General features: G+C 72.9%; 21 protein-coding genes. 16 read left to right on the forward strand and 5 right to left on the reverse strand.

Going from position 1 to position 24,725, the window contains the following annotated elements; genetic code table 11:
* The first annotated feature begins 46 nt into the window (after nt 1-46).
* From ACIRS1_RS09760 to mshC, 6 genes are all read left to right on the forward strand, one after another.
* Nucleotides 47-739, forward strand: coding sequence for an MSMEG_4193 family putative phosphomutase (locus tag ACIRS1_RS09760; protein WP_360223237.1), 693 nt, complete (start codon nt 47-49; stop codon nt 737-739).
* A gap of 259 nt (nt 740-998) precedes the next feature.
* The gene (locus ACIRS1_RS09765; RefSeq protein WP_360223234.1) at nt 999-1,568 is read left to right on the forward strand and encodes a DUF3090 domain-containing protein; all 570 of its coding nucleotides are present in this window, start codon (nt 999-1,001) and stop codon (nt 1,566-1,568) included.
* A 68-nt stretch (nt 1,569-1,636) separates the two neighbouring features.
* Nucleotides 1,637-2,410 (forward strand): SCO1664 family protein, encoded by a 774-nt coding sequence (locus ACIRS1_RS09770; protein WP_387907808.1) that lies wholly within the window; start codon nt 1,637-1,639, stop codon nt 2,408-2,410.
* Nucleotides 2,411-2,487: 77 nt separating this feature from the next.
* Complete coding sequence (locus tag ACIRS1_RS09775) at nt 2,488-3,417, forward strand: AraC family transcriptional regulator (protein ID WP_360223231.1); 930 nt, start codon at nt 2,488-2,490, stop codon at nt 3,415-3,417.
* A 65-nt stretch (nt 3,418-3,482) separates the two neighbouring features.
* Nucleotides 3,483-4,388, forward strand: coding sequence for a carbohydrate-binding protein (locus tag ACIRS1_RS09780; RefSeq protein ID WP_402838224.1), 906 nt, complete (start codon nt 3,483-3,485; stop codon nt 4,386-4,388).
* A gap of 207 nt (nt 4,389-4,595) precedes the next feature.
* Complete coding sequence (mshC, locus tag ACIRS1_RS09785; RefSeq protein WP_360223225.1) at nt 4,596-5,825, forward strand: cysteine--1-D-myo-inosityl 2-amino-2-deoxy-alpha-D-glucopyranoside ligase; 1,230 nt, start codon at nt 4,596-4,598, stop codon at nt 5,823-5,825.
* A gap of 79 nt (nt 5,826-5,904) precedes the next feature.
* On the opposite strand, the gene ACIRS1_RS09790 is transcribed toward mshC, so the two are convergent.
* Nucleotides 5,905-6,861, reverse strand: a complete 957-nt coding sequence (locus tag ACIRS1_RS09790; RefSeq protein ID WP_360223435.1) for a PAC2 family protein — start codon at nt 6,859-6,861, stop codon at nt 5,905-5,907.
* A 379-nt stretch (nt 6,862-7,240) separates the two neighbouring features.
* Between ACIRS1_RS09790 and ACIRS1_RS09795 the strand changes: the two genes are divergently transcribed.
* A complete protein-coding gene (locus ACIRS1_RS09795) occupies nt 7,241-7,759 on the forward strand; it encodes an SRPBCC domain-containing protein (protein WP_402838226.1) in 519 nt (172 codons plus the stop codon).
* A gap of 8 nt (nt 7,760-7,767) precedes the next feature.
* Here the strand turns inward: ACIRS1_RS09795 and ACIRS1_RS09800 are convergent, their stop codons facing one another.
* Entirely contained in the window at nt 7,768-8,859 is a 1,092-nt protein-coding gene (locus ACIRS1_RS09800; RefSeq protein ID WP_402838228.1) for a hypothetical protein, read from the reverse strand.
* Between the two features lie 142 nt (nt 8,860-9,001).
* Here ACIRS1_RS09800 and metH point away from each other — a divergent pair, with 142 nt between their 5' ends.
* From metH to ACIRS1_RS09815, 3 genes are all read left to right on the forward strand, one after another.
* Entirely contained in the window at nt 9,002-12,511 is a 3,510-nt protein-coding gene (gene metH / locus ACIRS1_RS09805) for a methionine synthase (RefSeq protein WP_402838230.1), read from the forward strand.
* A gap of 151 nt (nt 12,512-12,662) precedes the next feature.
* Nucleotides 12,663-13,367, forward strand: a complete 705-nt coding sequence (locus ACIRS1_RS09810) for an HAD family hydrolase (RefSeq protein WP_402838232.1) — start codon at nt 12,663-12,665, stop codon at nt 13,365-13,367.
* 356 nt (nt 13,368-13,723) lie between these two features.
* Nucleotides 13,724-15,340 (forward strand): ABC transporter substrate-binding protein, encoded by a 1,617-nt coding sequence (locus ACIRS1_RS09815; protein WP_360208574.1) that lies wholly within the window; start codon nt 13,724-13,726, stop codon nt 15,338-15,340.
* Between the two features lie 105 nt (nt 15,341-15,445).
* Here the strand turns inward: ACIRS1_RS09815 and ACIRS1_RS09820 are convergent, their stop codons facing one another.
* On the reverse strand, nt 15,446-16,117 hold the full coding sequence (locus ACIRS1_RS09820; RefSeq protein ID WP_063346919.1) for a response regulator transcription factor: 672 nt from the start codon (nt 16,115-16,117) through the stop codon (nt 15,446-15,448).
* A complete protein-coding gene (locus tag ACIRS1_RS09825; RefSeq protein WP_360208578.1) occupies nt 16,118-17,026 on the reverse strand; it encodes a RecB family exonuclease in 909 nt (302 codons plus the stop codon). It lies immediately after the preceding gene.
* A 162-nt stretch (nt 17,027-17,188) separates the two neighbouring features.
* Here ACIRS1_RS09825 and ACIRS1_RS09830 point away from each other — a divergent pair, with 162 nt between their 5' ends.
* The 3 genes from ACIRS1_RS09830 (at nt 17,189) to ACIRS1_RS09840 (ending at nt 20,206) form a co-directional block, all read left to right on the forward strand.
* Nucleotides 17,189-18,421: a site-2 protease family protein gene (locus tag ACIRS1_RS09830; RefSeq protein ID WP_402838626.1), complete on the forward strand. Its 1,233-nt coding sequence runs from the start codon at nt 17,189-17,191 to the stop codon at nt 18,419-18,421.
* Between the two features lie 82 nt (nt 18,422-18,503).
* Nucleotides 18,504-19,460 (forward strand): tRNA (adenine-N1)-methyltransferase, encoded by a 957-nt coding sequence (locus tag ACIRS1_RS09835; protein WP_360208583.1) that lies wholly within the window; start codon nt 18,504-18,506, stop codon nt 19,458-19,460.
* A gap of 137 nt (nt 19,461-19,597) precedes the next feature.
* Nucleotides 19,598-20,206 carry a hypothetical protein gene (locus tag ACIRS1_RS09840; RefSeq protein WP_360208585.1) on the forward strand — a complete coding sequence of 203 codons (609 nt, stop codon included), beginning with the start codon at nt 19,598-19,600 and terminating at the stop codon, nt 20,204-20,206.
* Nucleotides 20,207-20,231: 25 nt separating this feature from the next.
* Here ACIRS1_RS09840 and ACIRS1_RS09845 read toward each other — a convergent pair whose 3' ends face one another.
* Complete coding sequence (locus ACIRS1_RS09845) at nt 20,232-20,534, reverse strand: ferredoxin (protein WP_360208588.1); 303 nt, start codon at nt 20,532-20,534, stop codon at nt 20,232-20,234.
* Between the two features lie 283 nt (nt 20,535-20,817).
* Here ACIRS1_RS09845 and arc point away from each other — a divergent pair, with 283 nt between their 5' ends.
* The 3 genes from arc (at nt 20,818) to ACIRS1_RS09860 (ending at nt 24,718) form a co-directional block, all read left to right on the forward strand.
* Nucleotides 20,818-22,584, forward strand: a complete 1,767-nt coding sequence (gene arc, locus ACIRS1_RS09850) for a proteasome ATPase (protein ID WP_360208591.1) — start codon at nt 20,818-20,820, stop codon at nt 22,582-22,584.
* A gap of 229 nt (nt 22,585-22,813) precedes the next feature.
* Nucleotides 22,814-24,325, forward strand: a complete 1,512-nt coding sequence (dop, locus tag ACIRS1_RS09855) for a depupylase/deamidase Dop (RefSeq protein ID WP_360208594.1) — start codon at nt 22,814-22,816, stop codon at nt 24,323-24,325.
* Nucleotides 24,326-24,499: 174 nt separating this feature from the next.
* Nucleotides 24,500-24,718, forward strand: coding sequence for a ubiquitin-like protein Pup (locus tag ACIRS1_RS09860; RefSeq protein ID WP_360208597.1), 219 nt, complete (start codon nt 24,500-24,502; stop codon nt 24,716-24,718).
* Nucleotides 24,719-24,725 lie beyond the last annotated feature (7 nt).

Here is a 24,725-nt window from a genome sequence, read left to right on the forward strand (position 1 = left end):
GGTCCCACCGGCCACGCCCGGGCCCGGAGGCCGTAGGCTAAGGCCCATGCCCACCCTGCTGCTCGTCCGCCACGGCCGCTCGACCGCGAACACCGCCGGAATCCTGGCCGGTTGGACTCCGGGGGTGGAGCTCGACGACACCGGGCGCGCGCAGGCCGCCGCGCTGGCCGGCCGGCTCGCCGGCGTCCCGCTCGTGCAGGCCGTGAGCAGCCCGCTGGAGCGCTGCCGGCAGACCCTGGAGCCGCTGCTGGCGGCCCGGCCCGAACTGGGCCCGCCCACCGAGGACGAGCGCCTGGGCGAGTGCCACTACGGCGAGTGGACCGGCCGGCCGCTGTCCGAGCTGGCCGAGGAGCCGCTCTGGCGCACCGTGCAGGACCACGCGGCCGCCGCGGCCTTCCCCGGCGGGGAGTCGTTGCGCGAGCTGAGCCACCGCACGGTGAGCGCCGTCCGGGAGTGGAACGGGAAGATCGCCGCCGAGCACGGCGAGGACGCCGTCTGGCTGGCCTGCTCGCACGGGGACGTCATCAAGGCGGTGGTGGCCGACGCGCTCGGTCTGCACCTGGACCACTTCCAGCGGATCAGCGTCGAGCCCTGCTCCGTCACCGCGATCCGCTACACCGCGCACCGGCCCTTCGTGCTGAGGATGGGCGACACCGGCGACCTCGCCTCCCTCGCGCCGAAGCACGGCCCCGGGCCGGCCGCCCCGGCCGGGGACGCGGTGGTCGGCGGCACCGCCTGACGCCGTCAACGACACCGCCGGGGGCGGCGGGTGCCGTCCCGCGTGCGGTCCGACCGGCGCTGCTCCCGCAGGGCGCCCCGGCCCGGCTCGGCTCCCCCGCCGGGCCCCGGAGGTCGTAGGGTGACTTACGGGCCCCACCGCGAGGCGGGTCCCCGGCAGGGCCGCCGAACGGCTGCCCGCCCCGTGACCTCCCACCGGTCCCGGTGACCTCCCGACGATCCCTGTGATCCCCACGACCGACACGATCCGGAGCGAGAGCGTGACCCGTCAGGTCTACTTCTACGACCAGCCCGAACGGTTCGTGGCCGGCACCGTCGGCCAGCCCGGCGCCAGGGCGTTCTACCTGCAGGCCAGCGCCCGGGGCCGGATCACCAGCGTGCTGCTGGAGAAGACCCAGGTGGCGGCGCTCGCCGAGCGGATCGAGGAGGTCCTGGACGAGGCCCTGCGGCGCAGCGGCGGGGACGTCGCCATCCCGGCGACCGCCCCGCAGGACCTGCTCGACACCGCCCCGCTGGACCTCCCGCTGGAGCAGGAGTTCCGGGTCGGCACGATGGCCCTGGCCTGGGACAGCGCGGACGGCTGCCTGGTCGTCGAGGCGCAGGCGCTGATCGACGAGGAGGAGGACGAGGACGGCGCCGAGGCGGTCTTCGAGGACGACGACAACGGCCCGGACATGCTGCGGGTCCGGCTGACCGGCGCGATGGCCCGGGTGTTCGCCAAGCGGGCGCTGGACCTGGTCGCGGCCGGGCGCAAGCCCTGCCCGTTCTGCAACCTGCCGCTCGACCCGGAGGGCCACCTGTGCCCGCGCGCGAACGGCTACCGGCGCTGAACACCGAGACCCCGCCGCAGGCCGACCCGGCGGCCGCCGCCGCCCTCGCCGCCGACGTGCCCACCGCCCTGGAGCTGCTGCGCGAGGGCGGGCTGACGGTGCACGGGCGGCTCACCGAGGCCTCCAACGCCGCCCTGTACTGCACCGTCGCGCTCGGCGCGCTGAGCGCCCAGGCGGTCTACAAGCCGGTGGCCGGCGAGCGCCCGCTCTGGGACTTCCCGGACGGCACGCTGGCCGGCCGCGAGGTCGCCGCCTACGAGGTGTCCGCGGCGACCGGCTGGGCGCTGGTCCCGCCGACCGTCCTGCGCGACGGGCCGCACGGGCCCGGCATGGTGCAGCTGTGGGTCGAGCCGGATCCGCAGGCCGAGCCGCTGCTGGCCCTGCAGGACCCGCGCGGGCCGGAGGAGGGCTGGCTGCCGATCGTGCAGGCCGAGGTCGGCGGGGGCCGCACCGCGCTGCTGGTGCACCACGACGACCGGCGGCTGCGCCGGCTCGCCGTGCTGGACGCGGTGCTCAACAACGCCGACCGCAAGGGCGGCCACCTGATCCCGGCGGCCGACGGCCGGGTCTACGGCATCGACCACGGCGTCACCTTCAACACCGAGGGCAAGCTGCGCACCCTGCTCTGGGGCTGGGCGGGCGACCGGCTGCCCGCCGAGGCGCTGGAGGTGCTGGCCGCCCTGGCCGAGGGGCTGGACGGCGAGCTGGGCGAGCGCCTGGCCCCGCACCTGACCGGGGCCGAACTGGAGGCGACCCGCGCCAGGGTGGCCGGATTGCGCCGCTCCGGCCGCCATCCGCTGCCCTCGGAGGACTGGCCGGCCATCCCCTGGCCGCCCGTGTAGCGGGTCTGCCGGCCCCGCGGAGCGGCCGCCCGGCGGATGGTCTGGACCTGTCCGCGAACCGGCCGCACACTGCTCCGATGGACGCGCGACGGACCACCCCCACCCCCCGTGCCACGCCGGACCTGCCGCTGCACCGCTTACAGGTCCCGCTGCCGCACCTGCTCCCGTTCGCCATCGGCAGTTTCGACACGATCGGCCCGCTCTCCCGGGCGGGCTTCCCGCACCGGCACTCCTTCCACGAGATCGTGCACGTCACCGGTGGCCGCGGCGCCCACGTCCTGGACCTGGTCCACCGGTCGCTGGCGCCGCCGCAGTTGTGCGTGATCACGCCCGGCCAGGTGCACTACTGGGCGGACGCGGACGAACTCACCGGCCGGGTCGTCCTGTTCAACGAGGACTTCCTGCTGGGCAACGCGCAGGACCTCGCCGGGCTGCGCGCGCTGGCCGCCCGCCCGGCGATCGGGCTCGGTGAACAGGCCGGTCCGATCGGCGCGTTGCTCGCCGACATGGAGCAGGAGTACCGGTCCAGGCCGCCGGGCTACCCGGGCGTGCTGCGGGCCAGCCTGCACATCCTGATCGTCCGGGCGCTGCGGGCCGCCGAGCCGGGCGACCGGCCGTCCCCGCCCGGCCGGCCGGCCGAACTGGCCACCGCCTTCACCCGGTTGATCGCCGGGCCGGGCGGGGTGCGGCACTCGGTCGCCTCGATCGCCCAGGAGCTCGGCGTCTCGCCCGGCCACCTGCAGACCCTGGTCAAGCAGGCCACCGGCCGCACCCCGGGCGGGCTGATCCGGCGCCAGCAGACCCTGGAGGCCAAGCGGCTGCTGGCCTGCACGGACCTGACCATCCGGCAGGTGGCCAAGGAGGCCGGCTTCGCGGACCCGGCGTACTTCTGCCGCTTCTTCCGGCGGGAGACCGGGATGACACCGGGGGAGTTCCGGGCCCGGGTCGACGGAAATCACCACGATCCCCGGATCTCGTCCATCGCGGCGTCGCCGGACGGCCCGTAGTTTTTCCCGTGGCCACCGGTGGCCGGTCCGGCGCGCGCGGACGGGCTGCCGGTCAGGCCCTTGTCATGCCCCCACCATGGCAAGGGCCGCCCCCCACCTCCCGTTCCCCCACCCGAAGGAGAGGGCGCATGCCCAGCCCCGACGGCATGATCAGCCGCAAGACCGTACTGAAGGCCGCCGCCGCGCTCGGGGCCGCCCCGCTGCTCGTCGGCGGCGGCGTCGCACTGGCCCGCGAGCAGGCCGGCACCGGCCGGGCCCCCGGCCTCACCCCCGAGTGCCACGACGGCGACGCCCCCACCGTCGAGCAGACCGAGGGGCCCTACTTCAAGCCCAACTCCCCGCTGCGCAGCTCCATGGTCGACGACGGGCCCGGCACCCGCCTGACCGTCAGCGGCTACGTCTTCGGCCGCGCCTGCCGCCCCGTCCCCGGCGTGCTGCTGGACTTCTGGCAGGCGGATGACAACGGTGCCTACGACAACTCCGGCTACACCTTCCGCGGCCACCAGTTCAGCGACGCCAACGGCGCCTTCAAGCTGGAGACGATCGTGCCGGGCCTGTACCCGGGCCGCACCCGGCACATCCACGTCAAGCTCCAGGCGCCCGGCCGCCCGGTGCTCACCACCCAGCTGTACTTCCCGGGCGAGCCGCGCAACAGCACGGACACCATCTACGACGCCCGGCTGCTGATGAACGTCCGTCAGAACGGTCCGGTCCGCGAGGGCAGCTACGACTTCGTCCTCGACGTGCCGCAGACCCCGGGCACGCCGAGCCCGACCCCGACGGCGACGCCCACCGGCACGCCCACCGGAACGCCGACCACGCCGCCGAGCGGCAGCTGGCGGGCCGGGACGGCGTACCGGGCGGGCGACCGCGTCACCTACTCCGGCGTCTCCTACGTCTGCCTCCAGGCGCACACCGCCATGGCCGGCTGGGAGCCGCCGAACGTGCCGGCCCTCTGGCAGCGGTCGTAGCGGCTCCGGCCGCGTCCCCCGGGGTGCCGGGCGCCCGGTCGGCGGCAGGGCCGGCCGGGCGCTCACCCGCGCCCGGAAACCGCCCGGAAACCGTCAGGACCGGTCCCGTACCAGTCGCGAGGCGGTCAGGCAACGAAAGGAAGCGAATCCAGTCGATCTTGCGTACTGGTTAGGCTTTCAAATGTTCGCAAGGTTAAAGTCGATCCCATGCATGCCTGGCCCGCCTCCGAGGTTCCCGCCCTGCCTGGTCAGGGGCTCCCCCTCCGTATCTTCGACACCGCAGCGGGCAAGGTCCGCGAGGTCGTGCCGCAGGACGGCACCGCCCGGATCTACGTCTGCGGCATCACCCCCTACGACGCGACCCACATGGGCCACGCCGCCACCTACAACGCCTTCGACCTGGCGCAGCGCGTGTGGAAGGACGCCGGTCACGACGTCCTCTACGTCCAGAACGTCACCGACGTGGACGACCCGCTGCTGGAGCGCGCCGTCGCCACCGGGCAGGACTGGACCGCACTGGCCGAGCGCGAGACGGCCCTGTTCCGCGAGGACATGACCGCCCTGCGCCTGCTGCCGCCGGCCCACTACATCGGCGCCGTCGAGTCGATCCCGTGGATCGTCCCGCTGGTCCAGAAGCTGCTCGCCGACGGCGCCGCCTACCGCGTGGACGGCGACATCTACTTCTCCGTCGACGCCGACCCGCACTTCGGCGAGGTCTCCGGCCTCGACCGGGACGCCATGCGCCCGGTCTTCGCCGAGCGCGGCGGCGACCCGGACCGCCCCGGCAAGCGCAACCCGCTGGACGCGCTGCTCTGGCTCGCCGCCCGCCCGGGCGAGCCCGCGTGGGACACCGAGCTCGGCCACGGCCGGCCCGGCTGGCACATCGAGTGCGTCGCCATCGCGCTGCAGTACCTCGGCATGTCCTTCGACATCCAGGGCGGCGGCAGCGACCTCTCCTTCCCGCACCACGAGATGGGCGCCTCGCACGCCCACGTCGCCACCGGGGCCCACCCGTACGCCAAGGCGTACGTGCACGCCGGGATGGTCGCCCTCGACGGCCACAAGATGTCCAAGTCCCGCGGCAACCTGGTCTTCGTCTCGGCGCTGCGCCGCGAGGGCGTCGACCCGGCGGCGATCCGCCTGGCCCTGCTCTCGCACCACTACCGCGAGGACTGGGAGTGGACCAAGGCCACCCTGGACGAGGCCGTCGAGCGCCTCGGCCGCTGGCGGGCCGCCGTCTCCCGGCCGGACGGCCCGGCGGCCGAGCAGCTGCTCGCCGAGGTGCGCACGGCGCTCGCCGACGACCTGGACGCGCCCGCCGCCCTGGCGGCCGTCGACCGCTGGGCCGCCGCGCAGGAGGCCGACGGCGGGACGGACACCGGCGCGCCCGGTCTGGTCTCCCGGGCGGTGGACGCGCTGCTCGGCGTCGCGCTCTAGTCGCTCCGGCGCACACGCCGAAGGGGCGTCAGGACACCTGGTCCTGACGCCCCTTCGGCGTGTGCGGGCGGGGGAGGGCCTACTCCTCCTCGGCGCCGTCCTGGCTCTCCCGGGCCGGGCCCGGCGCCTCCGGCTCGGCGGCCGGCCGCTCCGCCGTGGCGTGCCCGGCCACCGGCTTCTCGCCGGTCGGGCCGACGTTCTCCCGGCGGCGCAGGTAACGCTCGAACTCGCGGGCGATCGCGTCGCCGGACGCCTCCGGCAGCTCCGCGGTGTCCTGCGCCTCCTCCAGCTGCTGGACGTACTCGGCCACCTCGCTGTCCTCGGCGGCCAGCTGGTCCACGCCCAGCTGCCAGGCGCGGGCGTCCTCGCCGAGCTCGCCCGGCGGGATGCGCAGGTCCAGCAGGTCCTCCAGCTTGTTGATCAGTGCCAGCGTCGCCTTGGGGTTCGGCGGCTGCGCGACGTAGTGCGGCACCGCCGCCCAGAGCGTCACGGCCGGCACCCCGGCGTGCGTGCAGGCCTCCTGCAGCACCCCGACGATCCCGGTCGGGCCCTCGTAGCGGCTCTCCTCCAGGTCCAGCCGGCGGGCCAGCTCCGGGTCGGAGGTGACCCCGCTGACCGGTACCGGGCGGCTGTGCGGGGTGTCGCCGAGCAGGGCGCCCAGGATCACCACCAGCTCGACGCCCAGCTCGTGCGCGAAGCCGAGCAGCTCGTTGCAGAACGAGCGCCAGCGCATGCTCGGCTCGATGCCGCGGACCAGGACGACGTCCCGGGTGGTCGGCTCGGTGACCCGGACGACCGAGAGCCGGGTGGTGGGCCAGGTGATCCGGCGCACCCCGCCGTCCAGCCAGACCGTGGGCCGGTTGACCTGGAAGTCGTAGTAGTCCTCCGCGTCCAGGGCGGCGAACACCTTGCCGCCCCAGGTCTCGTCGAGATGGGCCAGAGCCGCGGAGGCGGCGTCGCCCGCGTCGTTCCAGCCCTCGAAGGCGCAGACCATCACCGGGTCGATCAACTCGGGAACATCTTCCAGCTCGATCACCCAGCGTCTCCCTCCGGTCGGCGGTCGGACCGGCGCCGCCTCGGCTGGCCTGCCGGGGCGCCGACGGGTCGGCTGCCGACTGTCGAACCTCTCGTCACCCATGGAACGCCTCGCTCCATGGTCCCTACCTGCCCAGCCTACGGGCTTTGATGCGCACCGCGGCCGGGCACCGGGACAGTCTGGGGGAGCGGACCGCCGCGATCCAGCGGATATCCGGACCGCCTCGACTGACGGCCCGTCAGCACTCCGGGGCGGGCGCGGACGGTCGCCGGGCGGCCACCCGGCGCGACGGCGCGCCCCGCGGGCCCGGTGGCGGGATGATGGACGGACGGGGGCTGGCGGACGGGGGCGGGCGGCGCGGGCGGAAGGGGCCGGACCGATGAACCGATGGCTGTGGATCGGTGCGGGCGGCGCGGTGGCGGCCGTCGCGGCCGCGGTGCTGGCGGCGGACCGGGCCGGCCGGCGACTGCCGGTGGAGCACGTCACCGAGGGCGGGCTGGAGCTGGCCCAGCCGCCCGGCGCGGTGTGGCAGGTGCTCACCGACATCGACCTCTACCCGGCCTGGCGCCCCGGCCTCACCCACGTGGAACGGCTGCCCGCCGCGGCCGGCGGCCGGGCCCGCTGGCGCGAGTACGACCGGCACGGGCACACCACGTACGAGGTGGTGGCGAGCGAGGCCCCGCACCGCCTGGTGACCGGCATCGCCGACCCCGACCTGCCCTACGGCGGGACCTGGACGTACGAGCTGACCCCGGCCGGCCGGGGCTGCTCGCTGACCGTCACCGAGCGCGGCGAGGTCCGCCGGCCCGTGGACCGGGCGGTCTCGCACTACCTGACCGGCGAGGACGCCACCGTCCACCGCTACCTGGGCGCCCTCGCCCACCGCCTGGCCGGCTAGGCCACGCCTCAGACCTCGACCCACCCGCGCCGGTAGGCGGCCCAGTGCTCGGGGGTGGCGGCGAAGTCCACGTACAGCGCGACGCCGAAGTTCCGCCGCTCCGGGTCCTCGCGGCTCAGCCCCAGCCGCACCCCGCGGACGGCGGCGGAGACGGTCTCGGCGTCACCCCAGTGGCCCCACTTGTCGTCCCAGAAGAACGGCAGGCCCATCAGCAGGTCGACGTCCGGCGGGGTGGCCTCCAGCGCCAGTTCGGTCTGCAGCGCGGCGTAGCCCCCGAACAGCGGCTCGGTCGGCATCGAGGAGTCGTACGTCATGACGGCGATCTGGTCGACCCGGCGGGCCGTCTCGGCGAAGTACGCGCGGTCCCACCACTTGCCGTGGCCGCTGAGCAGGATGCCCGCGGTGTGCAGCCCCGGCACCGGGTCGATCTGCGGCGCGGCCACGGACAGCCGGGCGCCGAGGGCGGCCGTCACCGGGTGGACCTGGTCGAGCAGCGTCAGCCAGCCGGCCGTACCGGGCCGGATCGGTTCCATGTCGAAGTGCACGCCGTCGAAGCCGAGGTCCAGCACCTGCCGGGCGGACGCGGTGACGCGGTCCCGGGTGGGGGCGTCGTCCAGGTCCAGGGCGTCCTTCTCCGGCTTCACCTCGTCGCCCAGCCAGCCCTGCAGCCGGATCTCCGGCAGCGCGGCGTGCACCGCCCCGGTGAACCAGCGGGCCGCGGGGTGGACGGACGGCGGCAGCGAGCCGTCGTGCTCCAGCGGGCCGGTGTGGACGTACAGGTCGTGCACGCCGGTGCCGGCCAGCTGCCGGACCAGTGCGGCGACGTCCGCGTCGGTCTTGCGGCCGTCCACCCAGGCGTGCCCGAGCCAGACGGCGTCCCGCCCCCGGGTGCGCGCTTCGGGTGCCGGTTCACCCGTGTAGTGCAACCGGATCGCGACGAACAACGAGCCCAGTGCGGCGACCGGTACGGCCGCGGCCAGGGCCAGCACCAGCAGGGTCCGGCGCCACCGGGACCAGGCTCGCCAGCGGTCGCGCAGCGCTCGCCAGGGGGCCGCCAGGGCCCCGCCGACCTGCCGCGCGCGGGTCCGGAATCGGGCCACGCGGTTGCTCCCCCCTTGCGGTCGAACGCTCAGGATACGGAATGCCACCGCAGGCCGGGGCGAGAGGCGGATACCCTGGCCAGGTGCGTGCCCGAGTCAGCGGGACGCAAAGCCGACAGCCGTCGCACCAGGGAGAAGCCCCATGGCCACTGCAGCCGACCCGTCCATCACTCAGCAGAGCCGCGCGAACGCGTTGCGTGAGGCGCTCACCACCCGCGTGGTGGTCGCCGACGGTGCGATGGGCACCATGCTCCAGGCGCAGGACCCGACGCTGGAGGACTTCCAGAACCTGGAGGGCTGCAACGAGGTCCTCAACCTCACCCGGCCCGACATCGTCCGCTCCGTCCACGAGGCCTACTTCGCGGTGGGCGTGGACTGCGTCGAGACCAACACCTTCGGCGCCAACTTCTCCGCGCTCGGCGAGTACGACATCCCGGAGCGCATCTTCGAGCTGTCCGAGGCCGGTGCCCGGATCGCCCGCGAGGTGGCCGACGCCCACTCCGCCGTCGACGGCCGCACCCGCTGGGTGCTCGGCTCGATCGGCCCCGGCACCAAGCTGCCGACCCTCGGCCACGCCCCGTACGGGACGCTGCGCGACGGCTTCCAGCAGAACGCGGCCGGCCTGATCGCCGGCGGCGCCGACGCGCTGCTGGTCGAGACCAGCCAGGACCTGCTGCAGACCAAGGCCGCCATCCTCGGCTCCAAGCGCGCCCTCGCCGAGGCCGGGCTGGACCTGCCGGTGCTGGTCCAGGTGACGGTGGAGACCACCGGCACCATGCTGCTCGGCTCCGAGATCGGCGCCGCGCTGACGGCCCTGGAGCCGCTCGGCGTCGACTACATCGGCCTCAACTGCGCCACCGGCCCGGCCGAGATGAGCGAGCACCTGCGCTACCTGGCCAAGAACGCCCGGATCGGCCTGTCCTGCATGCCGAACGCGGGCCTGCCGGTGCTCGGCAAGGACGGCGCCCACTACCCGCTCTCCCCGGCCGAACTGGCCGACGCGCACGACGTGTTCACCCGGGAGTACGGCCTCTCGCTGGTCGGCGGCTGCTGCGGCACCACGCCCGAGCACCTGCGCCAGGTGGTCGAGCGGGTGCAGGGCCGCCCGATCTCGCCGCGCACCCCGCAGCCGGAGCCCTCGGCGGCCTCGCTGTACCAGGCGGTGCCGTTCCGCCAGGACACCTCCTACCTGGCGATCGGCGAGCGCACCAATGCCAACGGCTCGAAGAAGTTCCGCGAGTCGATGCTGGCCGGCGACTGGCAGGCCTGCGTGGAGATCGCCCGCGAGCAGATCCGGGACGGCTCCCACCTGCTGGACCTGTGCGTCGACTACGTCGGCCGCGACGGCGTCGCCGACATGCGGGAGATCGCCGGCCGGCTGGCCACCGCCTCCACCCTGCCGATCGTGCTGGACTCCACCGAGCCGGACGTGCTGCGGGCCGGCCTGGAGGCGCTCGGCGGCCGCGCGGTGCTCAACTCGGTCAACTACGAGGACGGCAACGCCCCGGACTCCCGCTTCGGCCGGATCGCCTCGCTGGCCCGCGAGCACGGCGCCGGCCTGATCGCGCTGACCATCGACGAGGAGGGCCAGGCCCGCACCGCCGGCACCAAGGTCGAGATCGCCGAGCGGCTGATCGCCGAGCTGACCGCCGACTACGGCGTGGACGAGGGCTCGATCCTGGTCGACTGCCTGACCTTCACCCTGGCCACCGGCCAGGAGGAGTCCCGCCGGGACGGCATCGAGACCATCGAGGCGATCCGCGAGCTCAAGCGCCGCCACCCGGCCGTGCAGACCACCCTGGGCCTGTCCAACATCTCCTTCGGCCTCAACCCGGCCGCGCGCGTGGTGCTGAACTCGGTCTTCCTGCACGAGTGCGTGGAGGCCGGTCTGGACTCGGCGATCGTGCACGCCTCCAAGATCCTGCCGATCTCCCGGATCCCCGAGGACCAGCGCGAGGCCGCCCTCGACCTGGTCTACGACCGCCGCCGGGACGGCTACGACCCGCTGCAGCGGCTGCTGGAGCTGTTCGAGGGGGTCTCCTCGGCCTCGGTCAAGGCCTCCAAGGCGGAGGAGCTGGCCGCGCTGCCGCTGGACGAGCGACTGCAGCGCCGGATCATCGACGGCGAGCGCAACGGCCTGGAGGCCGACCTGGACGAGGCGCTGGCCGGGCGCCCCGCGCTGGAGATCATCAACGAGACCCTCCTGGCCGGCATGAAGGTGGTCGGCGAGCTCTTCGGCTCCGGCCAGATGCAGCTGCCGTTCGTGCTCCAGTCCGCCGAGGTGATGAAGACCGCGGTGGCCCACCTGGAGCCGCACATGGAGAAGTCCGACAGCGAGGGCAAGGGCACCATCGTGCTGGCCACCGTCAAGGGCGACGTCCACGACATCGGCAAGAACCTGGTCGACATCATCCTGTCCAACAACGGCTACAACGTGGTCAACCTGGGCATCAAGCAGCCGGTCTCGGCGATCCTGGACGCCGCGCAGGAGCACAAGGCGGACGTCATCGGGATGTCCGGCCTGCTGGTGAAGTCCACCGTGATCATGAAGGAGAACCTGGAGGAGCTCAACCAGCGCAAGCTGGCCGCGAGCTACCCGGTGATCCTGGGCGGTGCCGCCCTGACCCGCGCCTACGTCGAGCAGGACCTGCACGAGATCTACGAGGGCGAGGTCCGCTACGCCCGGGACGCCTTCGAGGGCCTGCGGCTGATGGACGCGCTGATCGCGGTCAAGCGCGGGGTGCCGGGCGCGACCCTGCCGGAGCTCAAGCAGCGCCGGCACGCCCGCGTCGAGGTGGAGGAGGAGCCGGAGGTCAACCTCGGCCAGGTCCGCTCGGACGTCACCGTCGACAACACCGTGCCCGTCCCGCCGTTCTGGGGCGACCGGATCGTCAAGGGCGTGCCGTTCGCCGACTACGCCTCCTGGCTGGACGAGGACGCGCTGTTCAAGGGCCAGTGGGGCCTGAAGGCGGCCCGCAGCGGCGACGGCCCCTCCTACGAGGAGCTGGTGGAGACCGAGGGCCGGCCGCGGCTGCGGATGTGGCTGGACCGGCTGCAGACCGAGGGCTGGCTGGAGGCGGCCGTGGTCTACGGCTACTACCCGGCGAACTCCAAGGGCGACGACCTGATCGTCTTCCACGAGGACGGCACCGAGCGGACCCGCTTCACCTTCCCCCGCCAGCGGCGCGGGCGCCGGCTCTGCCTGGCGGACTTCTTCCGCCCGGAGGAGTCCGGGGTGCGGGACGTGGTCGGCCTGCAGGTGGTCACCATGGGCAACCGGATCTCGGAGGCGGCCAACGAGCTGTTCGCCGAGAACTCCTACCGCGACTACCTGGAGCTGCACGGCCTGTCCGTGCAGCTGGCCGAGGCGCTGGCCGAGTTCTGGCACGCCCGGGTCCGCTACGAGCTGGGCTTCTCCGGCGAGGACCCGCAGGACGTCAAGGACATGTTCGCCCTCAAGTACCGGGGCGCCCGCTTCTCGCTCGGCTACGGGGCCTGCCCCGAGCTGGAGGACCGCGCCAAGATCGCCGAGCTGCTCAAGCCCGAGCGGATCGGCGTGGTGCTCTCCGAGGAGTTCCAGCTGCACCCGGAGCAGTCCACCGACGCGATCGTGATCCACCACCCGGAGGCGAAGTACTTCAACGCCCGGTAACCCGAACGCCCCGCCGCGTTCGCTCCCTCCGGGCGGACCGGGCGTATCCTTGATGATCCTGAACGGGCCGGTCCGCTCACCAGCGGGCCGGCCCGTGCCATCCCCAGGGGCCGCCCGGCGGCCCCGGGGGACCGACGGAAGGACTCCCACCATGACCACCATCTCCACCGCCGCCCGGGTCCTCGACCACGGGGACGGCCGCGGCCTGCAGGCGGTGCTGCTGGACATGGACGGGACGCTGGTGGACACCGAGGACTTCTGGTGGCAGGCCGAGGTCACGCTCTTCGCCGAGCTGGGCCACGCGCTGACCGAGCAGGACCGGGCCCAGGTGGTCGGCGGGCCGATGACCCGGGTGATCGACTACCTGGTCGGCACCACCGGGGTGGACCTCGCGCCGGCCGACCTCATCGTGCTGATCAACCAGCGCTTCGTCGACCTGCTGGCCGGCGGCGTGCCACTCATGCCGGGCGCCGAGCGGCTCCTCAACACCCTTGCCGCGCACGGGATCCCGGCGGTGCTGGTGACCGCCTCGCACCGGCACGTGGTCGACATCGTGCTGCGCTCGCTCGGGGAGCGGCACTTCGCCTTCACGGTCGCCGGGGACGAGGTGCCGCGCACCAAGCCGCACCCGGACCCGTACCTGGAGGCGGCCCGCCGGCTGGGCGCGGAGCCGGCCCGCTGCGTGGTGGTCGAGGACGCGCCGACCGGGGTGCGGGCGGCCGAGGCGGCCGGCTGCCCGGTGATCGCGGTGCCCTCGGTGGCGCCGATCGAGCCGGCTCCCGGGCGGCTGGTGCTGCCCTCGCTGGAGCAGGTCGATCTTGAACTGCTCCGCTCGCTGGTGGCCTCGCGAGTGTGATTGTCATCTCATTGCAGGGTTGGGCTACTCGCGGGTAAGCGTCCCTGTCCGACTGTCGGCGGCGGTAGCCCGGGGAGAAATCGGGCATTGACTGACAACTCGTCGGGTGCAACGCGCTGCCCTCAACCGCCGTGTCCCAAACGTCATCTGCACGGGTATCGGTCGTGCGTGTTCGATATGGCACGCTACTCGGGTTCGTTCCCCTCCCCACGCGCCCTGCCGCCGCCGACGACGGGCAACCCCGTCCTGCGCGCGGTCGTCCGGGCGCCCGGTCCGCGCACGCGCCCCCGCACCCCGGGGCGTCCTCGGCGCGGGCCACCGGCCCCCGCCGGACCGCACCCAGAAGGACGCGCCCCGTGAGAACTTCAGCTGAACGCCTGGCAGCACTCGGCTGCGCCGGTCTGGTCGCCGTGACGGTGGCCGGCTGTGGATCGGTCACCGACGCCGTCAAGGGGGACAGCGGCAAGTCGGTCACCATGGGCACCAGCCAGCTCACCAGCTCGCTGGACCCGGCCATCGCCTACGACTCCGGCTCCTGGCTGGTGCTGCGCAACACCTTCCAGTCGCTGCTCGCCTTCCCGGCCGCCTCCAGCGCGCCCTCGCCGGACGCCGCCCAGTCCTGCGAGTTCACCAGCGGCGACGCCGCCCAGTACCACTGCACGCTGCGGCCCGGCCTGAAGTTCTCCAACGGCCACCCGCTGACCGCCGCCGACGTGGTGTTCTCGATCGAGCGCACCAAGAAGATCAGCGACGAGAACGGCCCGTCCGACCTGCTCACCTCGATCAAGAGCGTCGAGGCCAAGGGCGACAACGAGGTGATCTTCCACCTCACCGCCCCGGACGCCACCCTGCCGGCCAAGCTGGCCAGCCCGGCCGGCGCCATCGTCGACCACCAGGTGTTCCCCGCCGACAAGGCGCTCTCCAACGACAAGGTGGTCGGCTCCGGCCCGTACCGCGTCGACTCGCTCGCGGCCCTGGGCAGCGGCGACGCCGGCAAGCAGCTGGGCAAGGTCGTCCTGGTGCCCAACGACAAGTACAACGGCGACGCCAAGCTGCGGAACAGCAAGTTCACCGTGCGGTACTACGACAAGGCCGCGGACCTGAAGACCGCGCTCGACAAGGGCGACGTCGACCTCACCGACAACAGCCTCGAGCCGAACACCGCCGCCCAGATCCACGCCGACCAGCAGGGCGGCAAGACCGACCTGCAGGTCGTCGAGGGCGACAGCAACGACACCCGCTCGATGGTCTTCAACACCAAGGACCCGGTCACCGGCAACGTCGCCGTCCGCCAGGCCGCCGCGCAGCTGCTCGACCGCAAGGCGCTCGCCCGCGACGTCTTCGCCCGCACCGTCCAGCCGCTGTACGCGCTGGTCCCGGCCGGCGTCGTCGGCCACACCACCGCCTACTTCGACCGCTACGGCGACCAGGACGTGGCCAAGGCCAAGAAGATCCTCACCGACGCCAAGGTCCAGACCCCGGTCAAGATCAGCCTCACCTGGTCGCGCTCGCGGGCCGAGAGCGCCGAGCCCGAGATGCTCAAGAAGCAGCTGGAGGCCGGCGGCCTCTTCCAGGTGACGGTCCAGCAGGAGGCCGACTGGGACGCCTTCAAGAAGGGCTGGGCGGACGGCAAGTACCAGGCGTACATCGTCGGCTGGTTCGCCGACTACCCGGACGCCGACAACTACATCGCCCCGCTGCTCGTCCAGGGCGGCGCGTACCACACCGGCTGGGACGACCCGCGGATCAGCCAGCGCCTGGTGCCGGACGGCGTGAAGCAGGCCGACCGCAGCGCCGCGGCCTCCGGCTACGCCCAGATCCAGCAGATAGCCGCCGAGAACGTGCCGCTCATCCCGCTGTTCCAGAACAAGGCCTTCTACGCGGCCCGCTCGTACATCACCGGTGTCGAGTCGACCGTCGACACCACCGGCGTGTTCCGCTTCTGGGACATCGGCCGGGTCGGCGGCAAGTAGCCGACAGGGGCGGCACCGGGCGACCGGGACCCCCTCCGCACGACGGTGGCCCGTCCACCTCCTCCCGGACCCGGGGGAGGCGGACGGGCCACCGTCGTACCGGCCTCAGAGGGCGCCCGGACGCACCAGCCCGCTCTCGTAGGCGTACACCGCCGCCTGCACCCGGTCGCGCAGCTGGAGCTTGGTCAGCACGTGGCCCACGTGCGTCTTCACCGTGGTCTCGCTGACGAACAGCTCGGCCGCGATCTCCGCGTTCGACAGCCCGCGGGCCACCAGCTTCAGCACCTCGAGCTCGCGCTCGGTCAGCGCGCTCAGCGCCTGCGGCGGCGCCTCCTCGCCGGAGGGAAGCTTGGTGGCGTACATGTCCAGCAGCCGCCGGGTGATGCTCGGCGCCAGCATCGCCGCGCCGTCCGCCACCACCCGGATCGCCTGGACCAGCTCCTCCGCCGGGACGTCCTTCAGCAGGAAGCCGCTGGCGCCCGCGCGCAGCGCCTCCACCACGTACTCGTCCAGGTCGAAGGTGGTCAGCACCAGGACCTTGGCCGGGCCGTCCCGGCCCGGGCCCGCGATCCGGCGGGTGGCCTCCACGCCGTCCATCCTGGGCATCCGGATGTCCATCAGCACCACGTCGGGCTGCAGCGCGCGGACCTGGTCCAGCGCCTGCTGACCGTCGCCGGCCTCACCGACCACCACCAGGTCGGACTCGGCCTCCAGGATCATCCGGAAACCGGTGCGAAGCAGCGGCTGGTCGTCGACCAGCAACACTCGGATCGTCACCTAGGACTCCTTGCTCATCGGATCCCCCGTGGGATCGTCTTCGTCAGACGTACGGGCCAGCGGCAGCGGGTACGGCGGGGGAGTGCCGCCGAACTCCGGGCAGCTGGCCTGGTGGTCGCACCAGTCGCAGAGGCGGTTGCGGGTCGCGGGGAAGTCCCCGGTCGCCACCGCGAGGGTGATCCGCTCCCAGAGCGCCAGCAGCTTGCGCTCCACCGCGAGCAGGTCGGCCTCGTCCGGGTCGTAGCTGACCACGTCCCCGCCGCCGCCCAGGTAGACCAGCTGGAGGCGCCTGGGGATCACGCCCTTCCAGCGCCACACCACCAGCGCGTAGAACTTCATCTGGAACATCGCCTTGCCCTCGAAGTCCCGCGAGGGCGCCCGGCCGGTCTTGTAGTCCACCAGGCGGACCTCGCCGGTCGGGGCGACGTCCACCCGGTCGATGTAGCCGCGCAGCAGCAGCCCCGACTCCAGTGCCGTCTCCACGTACAGCTCGCGCTCCACCGGGTGCAGCCGGGTCGGGTCCTCCAGCCGGAACCACTGCCCGACCAGCTTCTCGGCGTCCGCCAGCCAGCGGGTGAGCGCCGCGCCGTCCGGATCCCCCGGGAAGAGCGAGGCCAGCTCCGGGCGCTCGCCGAGCAGCCGCTCCCACTGCGGGCGCAGCAGGCCCAGGGCCCGCTCCGGGGTCCGCTCGCCCGCCGGGCTGTCGAACAGCCGCTCCAGCACCGCGTGCACCAGGGTGCCCCGGGTCGCCGCCGCGCTGGGCGGCTCGGGCAGCCGGTCGATCACCCGCAGCCGGTACAGCAGGGGACAGGTGAGGAAGTCCCCCGCACGGGACGGGGACAGGCCGGTCGGGGGCGCCGCCGGGCGCGCCGGTGCCCCGGCGGCGCTGGTGGTGTCGGTCTGCTGCATGCCCCCGACCCTATTGCCCTTCGCTGTCATCCCGCTGCCACCGGGCTGCCACACCGCCCGGCGCAGTGGGTATGAACACCGACAGAGGGGCGCACGGCTCCGGGCGGCCGCGATCACGTAGCGTGGGCGCACCGGGGCACGACGGGGCAGACGACCGAAGGGATCACGGTGAGCGACAGCAGGGGGCAGCAGACCTCCGACCAGCCACCGCACGGCGACGACGACGGCCGCGGGGCCGGGCGCCCGCCCCAGCCGCCCGAGCGCGGCGGCGGCATCCTGATGGGCCGCCCCTTCGGCGTGCCCGTCTACGTCACGCCCTCCTGGTTCGTCATCGCCGCCCTGATCACCTGGGTATTCGGCGGCCAGCTCGGGGACGTCCTGCCGGACCTCGGCGGCGCGCCCCGCTACCTGCTCGCCTTCACCTTCGCGGTGGCGTTCTACGCCTCCGTCCTGGTGCACGAGCTCGCCCACACGCTGGTCGCACTGCGCTACCGCCTCGGTGTGCGCCGGATCCAGCTGCAGTTCTTCGGCGGGGTGTCGGAGATCGAGAACGAGGCCGAGAGCCCCTGGCGGGAGTTCTGGCTGGCCTTCGTCGGGCCGCTGCTCTCCCTGGCGCTCGGCGGCGTCTTCTACCTCGCGCTGCGGGCCGTGGACGCCTCCACCGTGCCGGGGGTGCTGCTCGCCGGCCTGATGGTCTCCAACCTGGTCGTCGCGGCCTTCAACCTGCTGCCGGGCCTGCCGCTGGACGGCGGCCGGATGCTGCGGGCCGTCGTCTGGGCGGTCAGCGGCCGGGCGATGACCGGCACGGTCGCGGCCTCCTGGGTCGGCCGGGGGCTGGCCGTCGCCGTGCTGATCGGGCTGCCGCTGGTCAGCTCCGCCCGCGGGATCGAGCGCAGCACCACCGACACCCTGGTGGACGCGGTGCTGGCCGCCGTCCTCGCCGCGATCATCTGGAACGGCGCCACCGCCAGTCTGCGCAACGCCCGGCTCAAGGAGGTGCTGCCGGGGCTGCGGCTGCGCGACCTCGCCCGCCGCGCCGTCGAGGTCACCGCCGACACCCCGCTCGGCGAGGCGCTGCGCCGCGCCCGGGAGGCCCAGGCCGGTGCGGTGGTCGTGGTGGACGGGCGGGGCGAGCCGATCGCCGTCGTCCGGGAGTCCGCCGTCCGCGCGGTGCCCGAGCACCGCCGCCCGTGGGTCGCCGTCGGCCCGCTCGCCCGCGACCTCGAACCCGGGCTGCGGCTGGACGCCGACCTCGGCGGCGAGGACCTGCTGCGCGCCGTCCAGGCCACCCCGTCCGGCGAGTACCTGGTGGTCGAGGCGGACGGCCGGGTCTACGGGGTCGTCGCGCTCACCGACATCGAGCAGCGCCTGACCGCGGCCGTCACGGGGCGCTGACGGCGCCCGGCGCCACGCCCCGGAGGCCGCCGGTGATCACCCCGGTCGGGCGGGGCCGTCCGCTTCCCTTAGGATTGTCGGCATGTCCGAACCGACCGGTGCCACCCGCCGACGCGGGCCCTTCCAGGTCGGGGACCAGGTCCAGCTGACCGACCCCAAGGGCCGCCACTACACGTTCACGCTCCAGGCCGGGAACCAGTTCCACACCCACAAGGGTGCGTTCCCGCACGACGAGCTGATCGGCGCCCCCGAGGGCACGGTCGTGCGCACCACGGGGAACGTCCCGTACCTCGCGCTGCGCCCCCTGCTCCCCGACTACGTCCTGTCCATGCCCCGCGGCGCCGCCGTGATCTACCCCAAGGACGCGGGGCAGATCCTGGCGATGGCCGACATCTTCGCCGGCGCCCGCGTCGTCGAGGCCGGCGTCGGCTCCGGAGCGCTCTCCAGCTACCTGCTGCGCGCCGTCGGCGACACCGGCATGCTGGCCTCGTACGAGCGCCGCCAGGACTTCGCCGACATCGCCAAGGGCAACGTCGAGCGCTACTTCGGCGGACCGCACCCGGCGTGGAAGCTCACCGTCGGCGACCTCCAGGACAACCTGGTCGAGACCGACGTCGACCGCGTCATCCTCGACATGCTCGCCCCCTGGGAGTGCCTGGACGTCGCGTCCAAGGCGCTCGTCCCCGGCGGCCTCATCTGCTGCTACGTGGCCACCACCACGCAGATGTCCAAGACCGTCGAGGCGCTGCGCGAGCACGGCACCTTCACCGAGCCGCAGGCCTGGGAGACCATGGTCCGCACCTGGCACCTGGAGGGCCTGGCCGTCCGCCCGGACCACCGGATGATCGGCCACACCGGCTTCCTGCTCACCGCCCGCCGGCTTGCCGACGGCGTCGAGCCGCCGCTGCGCCGCCGCCGCCCGGCCAAGGGCGCGTACGGCGAGGACTACGACAACGGCTCCCCCGAGCCGACCCTCCAGGAGCGCGCCGCGGCCCGTGCCGCCGCCCGCGCCGAGGCCGGGCAGCCCGACCTCGGCTGAACCGACGACCGACCCGCGAAGGGGTGGTGCGCGAAACGCGTACCACCCCTTCGCCGTCTCCGTACACCCGAGCCCTCCGCCGGCCCGCCCCGTGTGGGACGATGCTCGCTCACACAGACCACTGGAGGGGACGCCTGGTGGAGACCGCGGTCGGGACGACGGCTGGAGAGCAGACGACACCGCGGGGCGGCAGCCGGCCCGGGCACGCGCGAACCGCCCCCTGGCACTGGGCGCTGGCCCTGGCCGGCTGCGGCGCGGTGGTGGCCGCCGGGCTCGCGGCCGGGCCGGCCTCGGGCAGCCCGGTGCCCCTCCACGGCGCCCCCAGGGCACTCGGTGCGAGCGCCGCCCCCGACCCGGCCGCGGCCCAACTGCCCCTCGACTGCGGCCCCTTCCCGGTGAAGGCGGTGCTCAGCATGCCCGCCGTGCTCGGTGACGGCCGCCCCGGCACCGTCGTCGCCGCGCACTGCGACGCGGCCAACGGCACCCCGCCGGACGCCGTCTACCTGCTCGGCTTCGGCCCGGGCGACCGCCCGGTGGTGGTGAGCACCCTGCTCTCCGAGCGCGAGAACCTCACCGTCGGCCGGCTGGCGTTGCGGTCCGACGGCGCCATCACCGGCCACGCGCAGGGGTATTCGAGCGAGGACGTGCCGCGCTTCCGCCCCGACATCTCACTCGACCTCACCTGGACGCGCAAGGGCGGCGGCTGGGAACGCTCCCAGACCGCCGCCCCGGTGAGTCTGACCTGAGGCGGGCGCGCGCCCGCCCCGGGCGCTACTCCGCGTCCGGCCCGTACACCTCGACCAGGTCGGACGCCCGGCGCACGTGGATGCAGTCGCCGGGGCAGTCCTTCGCCGAGTCCACCACGTCCTGAAGGAGCGTCAGCGGCACCGGGGCGCTGTCCCCGGGCTGCTGGCGGAGCTCGTCGTCCGGCCCCTTCACGTACGCCAGGCCGTCGATGTCGAGCTCGAAGACCTCCGGCGCGTACTGCACGCAGATGCCGTCGCCGGTGCACAGGTCCTGGTCGATCCACACCTCCAGCTGCTCGGCCGCCGCCGTCTGCTCGGTCTCCGACATGGTTCCCTGCCGTTTCTGTCCCGGGTCGCCCTATTTCCGGGCAATCCCGCCATTCGTACAACGATCGGACCCGGTGCCGCGGTCGCGATCGGATATCACTTCGCTCGACGATACATCTGGCCCGCTTTGGGTGGTGCGCGGTGGGTATCTCCTTAGCAGAGGGGAAGCACGCTGGGGCGAAGATCGGACACGCCCGTTCCATCTTTCTTGATCTAGGGGTTTACGGACCCCTGGTCCCAGGTAGGGTCTGGAAGCGTCCAGCTCCCCGGAGGAGGTGAGGACCGTGGCAGCCCACGATGACGACTACAACCGCAGCACCGGCAGGCCCGCTCGTGGTTCCGACGAGACCGCTCAGCTCTCGTACCTCGAGCAGGAAATCGCCGTGTTGCGCCGCAAGCTCGCCGACTCGCCGCGCAATTCGAGGATCCTCGAAGAGCGGATCGTCGAGCTCCAGACCAACCTGGCCGGCGTGACCGCCCAGAACGAACGGCTCGCCTCCACCCTGCGCGAGGCCCGCGACCAGATCGTGGCCCTCAAGGAGGAAGTGGACCGGCTGGCACAGCCCCCGGCCGGGTTCGGCACCTTCCTCGAGGCCAACGAGGACGGCACCGCCGACATCTTCACCGGCGGGCGCAAGCTCCGCGTGAACGTCAGCCCGAACGTCGCCCTCGACGAACTGCGGCGCGGCCAGGAGGTGATGCTCAACGAGGCCCTCAACATCGTGGACGCGATGGCCTTCGAGCGCATCGGCGAGATCGTCACCCTCAAGGAGATCCTCGAGGACGGCGAGCGCGCCCTGGTCATCGGCCACACCGACGAGGAGCGGGTGGTGCGGCTCGCCGAGCCGCTGCGCGAGACCACCATCAGGGCGGGGGACGCCCTCCTGCTGGAGCCCCGCTCCGGCTACGTGTACGAGGTCGTGCCGAAGGCCGAGGTCGAGGAGCTGGTCCTCGAGGAGGTCCCGGACATCGACTACCGCCAGATCGGCGGCCTGAGCAACCAGATCGAGCTGATCCGCGACGCGGTCGAGCTGCCGTACCTGCACGCCGACCTCTTCAAGGAGTACGAGCTGCGCCCGCCCAAGGGCGTGCTGCTCTACGGCCCGCCCGGCTGCGGCAAGACGCTGATCGCCAAGGCGGTGGCCAACTCGCTGGCCAAGAAGGTCGCCGAGGTCACCGGGCGCCCCCAGGGGAAGAGCTACTTCCTCAACATCAAGGGCCCGGAGCTGCTCAACAAGTACGTGGGCGAGACCGAGCGGCAGATCCGCCTGGTCTTCCAGCGGGCCCGGGAGAAGGCGAGCGAGGGCACGCCCGTCATCGTCTTCTTCGACGAGATGGAGTCGCTGTTCCGCACCCGCGGTTCCGGCGTCAGCTCGGACGTGGAGAACACCATCGTCCCGCAGCTGCTCGCCGAGATCGACGGCGTGGAGGGGCTCGAGAACGTCATCGTCATCGGCGCCTCGAACCGCGAGGACATGATCGACCCGGCGATCCTGCGGCCCGGCCGCCTGGACGTCAAGATCAAGATCGAGCGCCCGGACGCCGAGGCCGCCAAGGACATCTTCTCCAAGTACCTCAAGGAGTCGCTGCCGTTCCACCCGGACGACGTCAAGGAGCACGACGGCTCCCTGGGGGCGACGGTGGCCGCGATGATCCAGTCGGTCGTGGAGCGGATGTACTCCGAGACCGAGGAGAACCGGTTCCTGGAGGTCACCTACGCCAACGGTGACAAGGAGGTCCTGTACTTCAAGGACTTCAACTCCGGCGCGATGATCCAGAACATCGTCGACCGCGCGAAGAAGATGGCCATCAAGGACTTCCTCGACCACGGTCAGCGCGGTCTGCGCGTCTCCCACCTGCTCGCCGCCTGCGTGGACGAGTTCAAGGAGAACGAGGACCTGCCGAACACCACCAACCCGGACGACTGGGCCCGCATCTCCGGCAAGAAGGGCGAGCGGATCGTCTTCATCCGCACGCTGGTCACCGGGAAGCAGGGCGCCGAGTCCGGCCGCTCGATCGACACCGTCGCCAACACGGGCCAGTACCTGTAGGCGCGCGGTGACCGGGCCGCCCCGGCGGTCCCCGGTACAGCACGCACCCGTCCGGCTGTGGCGCCTCGCGGCCCCGCAGCCGGACGGCGCGTCTCGGGGCCCGCCCGTCGGTGCCGGGTTCTAGGCTCGACCCACCGTTCGCGGGCAGAACGCCGGCGCCGGTGTTGTTTCAGCGGTACGTCGGCGTGCGCCGCCCGTGGGGGGCGGGGCACCGGGCAAGGAGGGCCGCATGACCGTACGGCGCGTGATGGGCATCGAGACCGAGTACGGGATCTCCGTGCCCGGGCACCCCAACGCCAACGCCATGCTCACCTCGTCCCAGATCGTCAACGCGTACGCGGCGGCGATGCACCGGGCGCGGCGGGCCCGCTGGGACTTCGAGGAGGAGAACCCGCTGCGCGACGCCCGGGGCTTCGACCTCGCGCGCGAGGTGGCGGACGCCAGCCAGCTGACCGACGAGGACATCGGTCTCGCCAACGTCATCCTCACCAACGGGGCCCGGTTCTACGTGGACCACGCGCACCCCGAGTACAGCTCGCCCGAGGTCACCAACCCGCGCGACGCCGTGCTCTGGGACAAGGCGGGCGAGCGGATCATGGCCGCCGCCGCGCAGCGCGCGCTGGAGCTGCCCAACGGGCAGAACATCCACCTGTACAAGAACAACACCGACAACAAGGGCGCCTCCTACGGCACCCACGAGAACTACCTGATGAAGCGGGCGACGCCGTTCGCCGACATCGTCCGCCACCTCACCCCGTTCTTCGTCTCCCGCCAGGTGGTCACCGGCGCCGGCCGGGTGGGCCTCCACCAGGACGGCTCGGCGCACGGCTTCCAGATCAGCCAGCGGGCCGACTACTTCGAGGTCGAGGTCGGGCTGGAGACCACCCTCAAGCGCCCGATCATCAACACCCGCGACGAGCCGCACGCCGACGCCGAGAAGTACCGCCGGCTGCACGTGATCATCGGGGACGCCAACCTCTCGGAGATCTCCACCTACCTCAAGCTGGGCACCACCTCACTGGTCCTCTCGATGATCGAGGACTCCTTCATCGCCTCCGACCTCGCCGTCGACCAGCCGGTGCGCACCCTGCACAGGGTCTCCCACGACCCCACGCTCAAGCACCTGATCACCCTGCGCAACGGGCGCAAACTCACCGCCGTCCAGCTCCAGCTCGAGTACTTCGAGCTGGCCCGCAAGTACGTCGAGGACCGCTTCGGCACCGACGCCGACGAGCAGACCGTGGACGTGCTGGCCCGCTGGGAGGACGTCCTGGGCCGGCTGGAGCGCGACCCGATGTCGTTGTCCAGGCAGCTGGACTGGATCGCCAAACGGGAGATCCTGGAGGGCTACCGCAGCCGCGACGCCCTGGAGTGGGACAACCCGCGGCTGCACCTGGTCGACCTCCAGTACAGCGACGTGCGGGCCGAGAAGGGCCTCTACAACCGTCTGGTGGCCCGCGGCCGGTTCGAGCGGCTGCTCACCGAGGACGAGGTCGAGCGGGCCGTCTCCAAGCCCCCGGAGGACACCAGGGCGTACTTCCGCGGCCGCTGCCTCGAGCAGTACGCGGACCACGTCGCGGCCGCCTCCTGGGACTCGGTGATCTTCGACCTGCCCGGCCGGGACTCGCTGCAGCGGGTGCCCACCCTGGAGCCGCTGCGGGGCACCCGCAACCACGTCAAGGAGCTGCTCGACCGCTGCCGGACCGCGGAGGACCTGCTCCGCGTCCTGGCCGGCGGGTAACTTTTCGATCACCACGGGTGAACGCCCGCCGAATGGGAATCATCCGGGGTGACAGCGGGTGTCGGACAGGAAGCGCCACCGGCAAACCGGGAGCGGTTGTCGCACCTTGTGTATAGGGTCGGTGCAGCAAGCACCGACCGAACCGTGCCAGACGAATCGAGCGGGGTGAGGGAAATGGCGACCAAGGACACCGGCGGCGGCCAGCAGCGGGCGAACCGCTCTTCCGAGGAGGTCGAGGAGCAGGCCGCGGAAACCCAGAATTCCGACGACCTCAAGGAGCGCCAGGAAAAGCTGAGCGACGACGTCGACGCGGTGCTGGACGAAATCGACGAGGTCCTCGAATCCAATGCCGAGGATTTCGTCCGGGGATTCGTCCAGAAGGGCGGGCAATAGCCCGTCC

This window comes from Kitasatospora sp. NPDC101176, assembly GCF_044768035.1.
Classification (GTDB): Bacteria; Actinomycetota; Actinomycetes; order Streptomycetales; family Streptomycetaceae; genus Kitasatospora.

Excerpts from the sequence above, each read along its gene's own strand:
- ACIRS1_RS09760 (WP_360223237.1), top strand. The coding sequence starts at position 47 with ATGCCCACCCTGCTGCTCGTCCGCCACGGCCGCTCGACCGCGAACACC.
- mshC (WP_360223225.1), top strand. The coding sequence starts at position 4,596 with ATGCATGCCTGGCCCGCCTCCGAGGTTCCCGCCCTGCCTGGTCAGGGG.
- ACIRS1_RS09780 (WP_402838224.1), top strand. The coding sequence starts at position 3,483 with ATGCCCCCACCATGGCAAGGGCCGCCCCCCACCTCCCGTTCCCCCACC.
- ACIRS1_RS09825 (WP_360208578.1), bottom strand. The coding sequence starts at position 17,026 with ATGCAGCAGACCGACACCACCAGCGCCGCCGGGGCACCGGCGCGCCCG.
- ACIRS1_RS09835 (WP_360208583.1), top strand. The coding sequence starts at position 18,504 with ATGTCCGAACCGACCGGTGCCACCCGCCGACGCGGGCCCTTCCAGGTC.
- dop (WP_360208594.1), top strand. The coding sequence starts at position 22,814 with ATGACCGTACGGCGCGTGATGGGCATCGAGACCGAGTACGGGATCTCC.
- ACIRS1_RS09775 (WP_360223231.1), top strand. The coding sequence starts at position 2,488 with ATGGACGCGCGACGGACCACCCCCACCCCCCGTGCCACGCCGGACCTG.
- metH (WP_402838230.1), top strand. The coding sequence starts at position 9,002 with ATGGCCACTGCAGCCGACCCGTCCATCACTCAGCAGAGCCGCGCGAAC.
- ACIRS1_RS09795 (WP_402838226.1), top strand. The coding sequence starts at position 7,241 with ATGAACCGATGGCTGTGGATCGGTGCGGGCGGCGCGGTGGCGGCCGTC.
- ACIRS1_RS09810 (WP_402838232.1), top strand. The coding sequence starts at position 12,663 with ATGACCACCATCTCCACCGCCGCCCGGGTCCTCGACCACGGGGACGGC.
- ACIRS1_RS09860 (WP_360208597.1), top strand. The coding sequence starts at position 24,500 with ATGGCGACCAAGGACACCGGCGGCGGCCAGCAGCGGGCGAACCGCTCT.
- ACIRS1_RS09845 (WP_360208588.1), bottom strand. The coding sequence starts at position 20,534 with ATGTCGGAGACCGAGCAGACGGCGGCGGCCGAGCAGCTGGAGGTGTGG.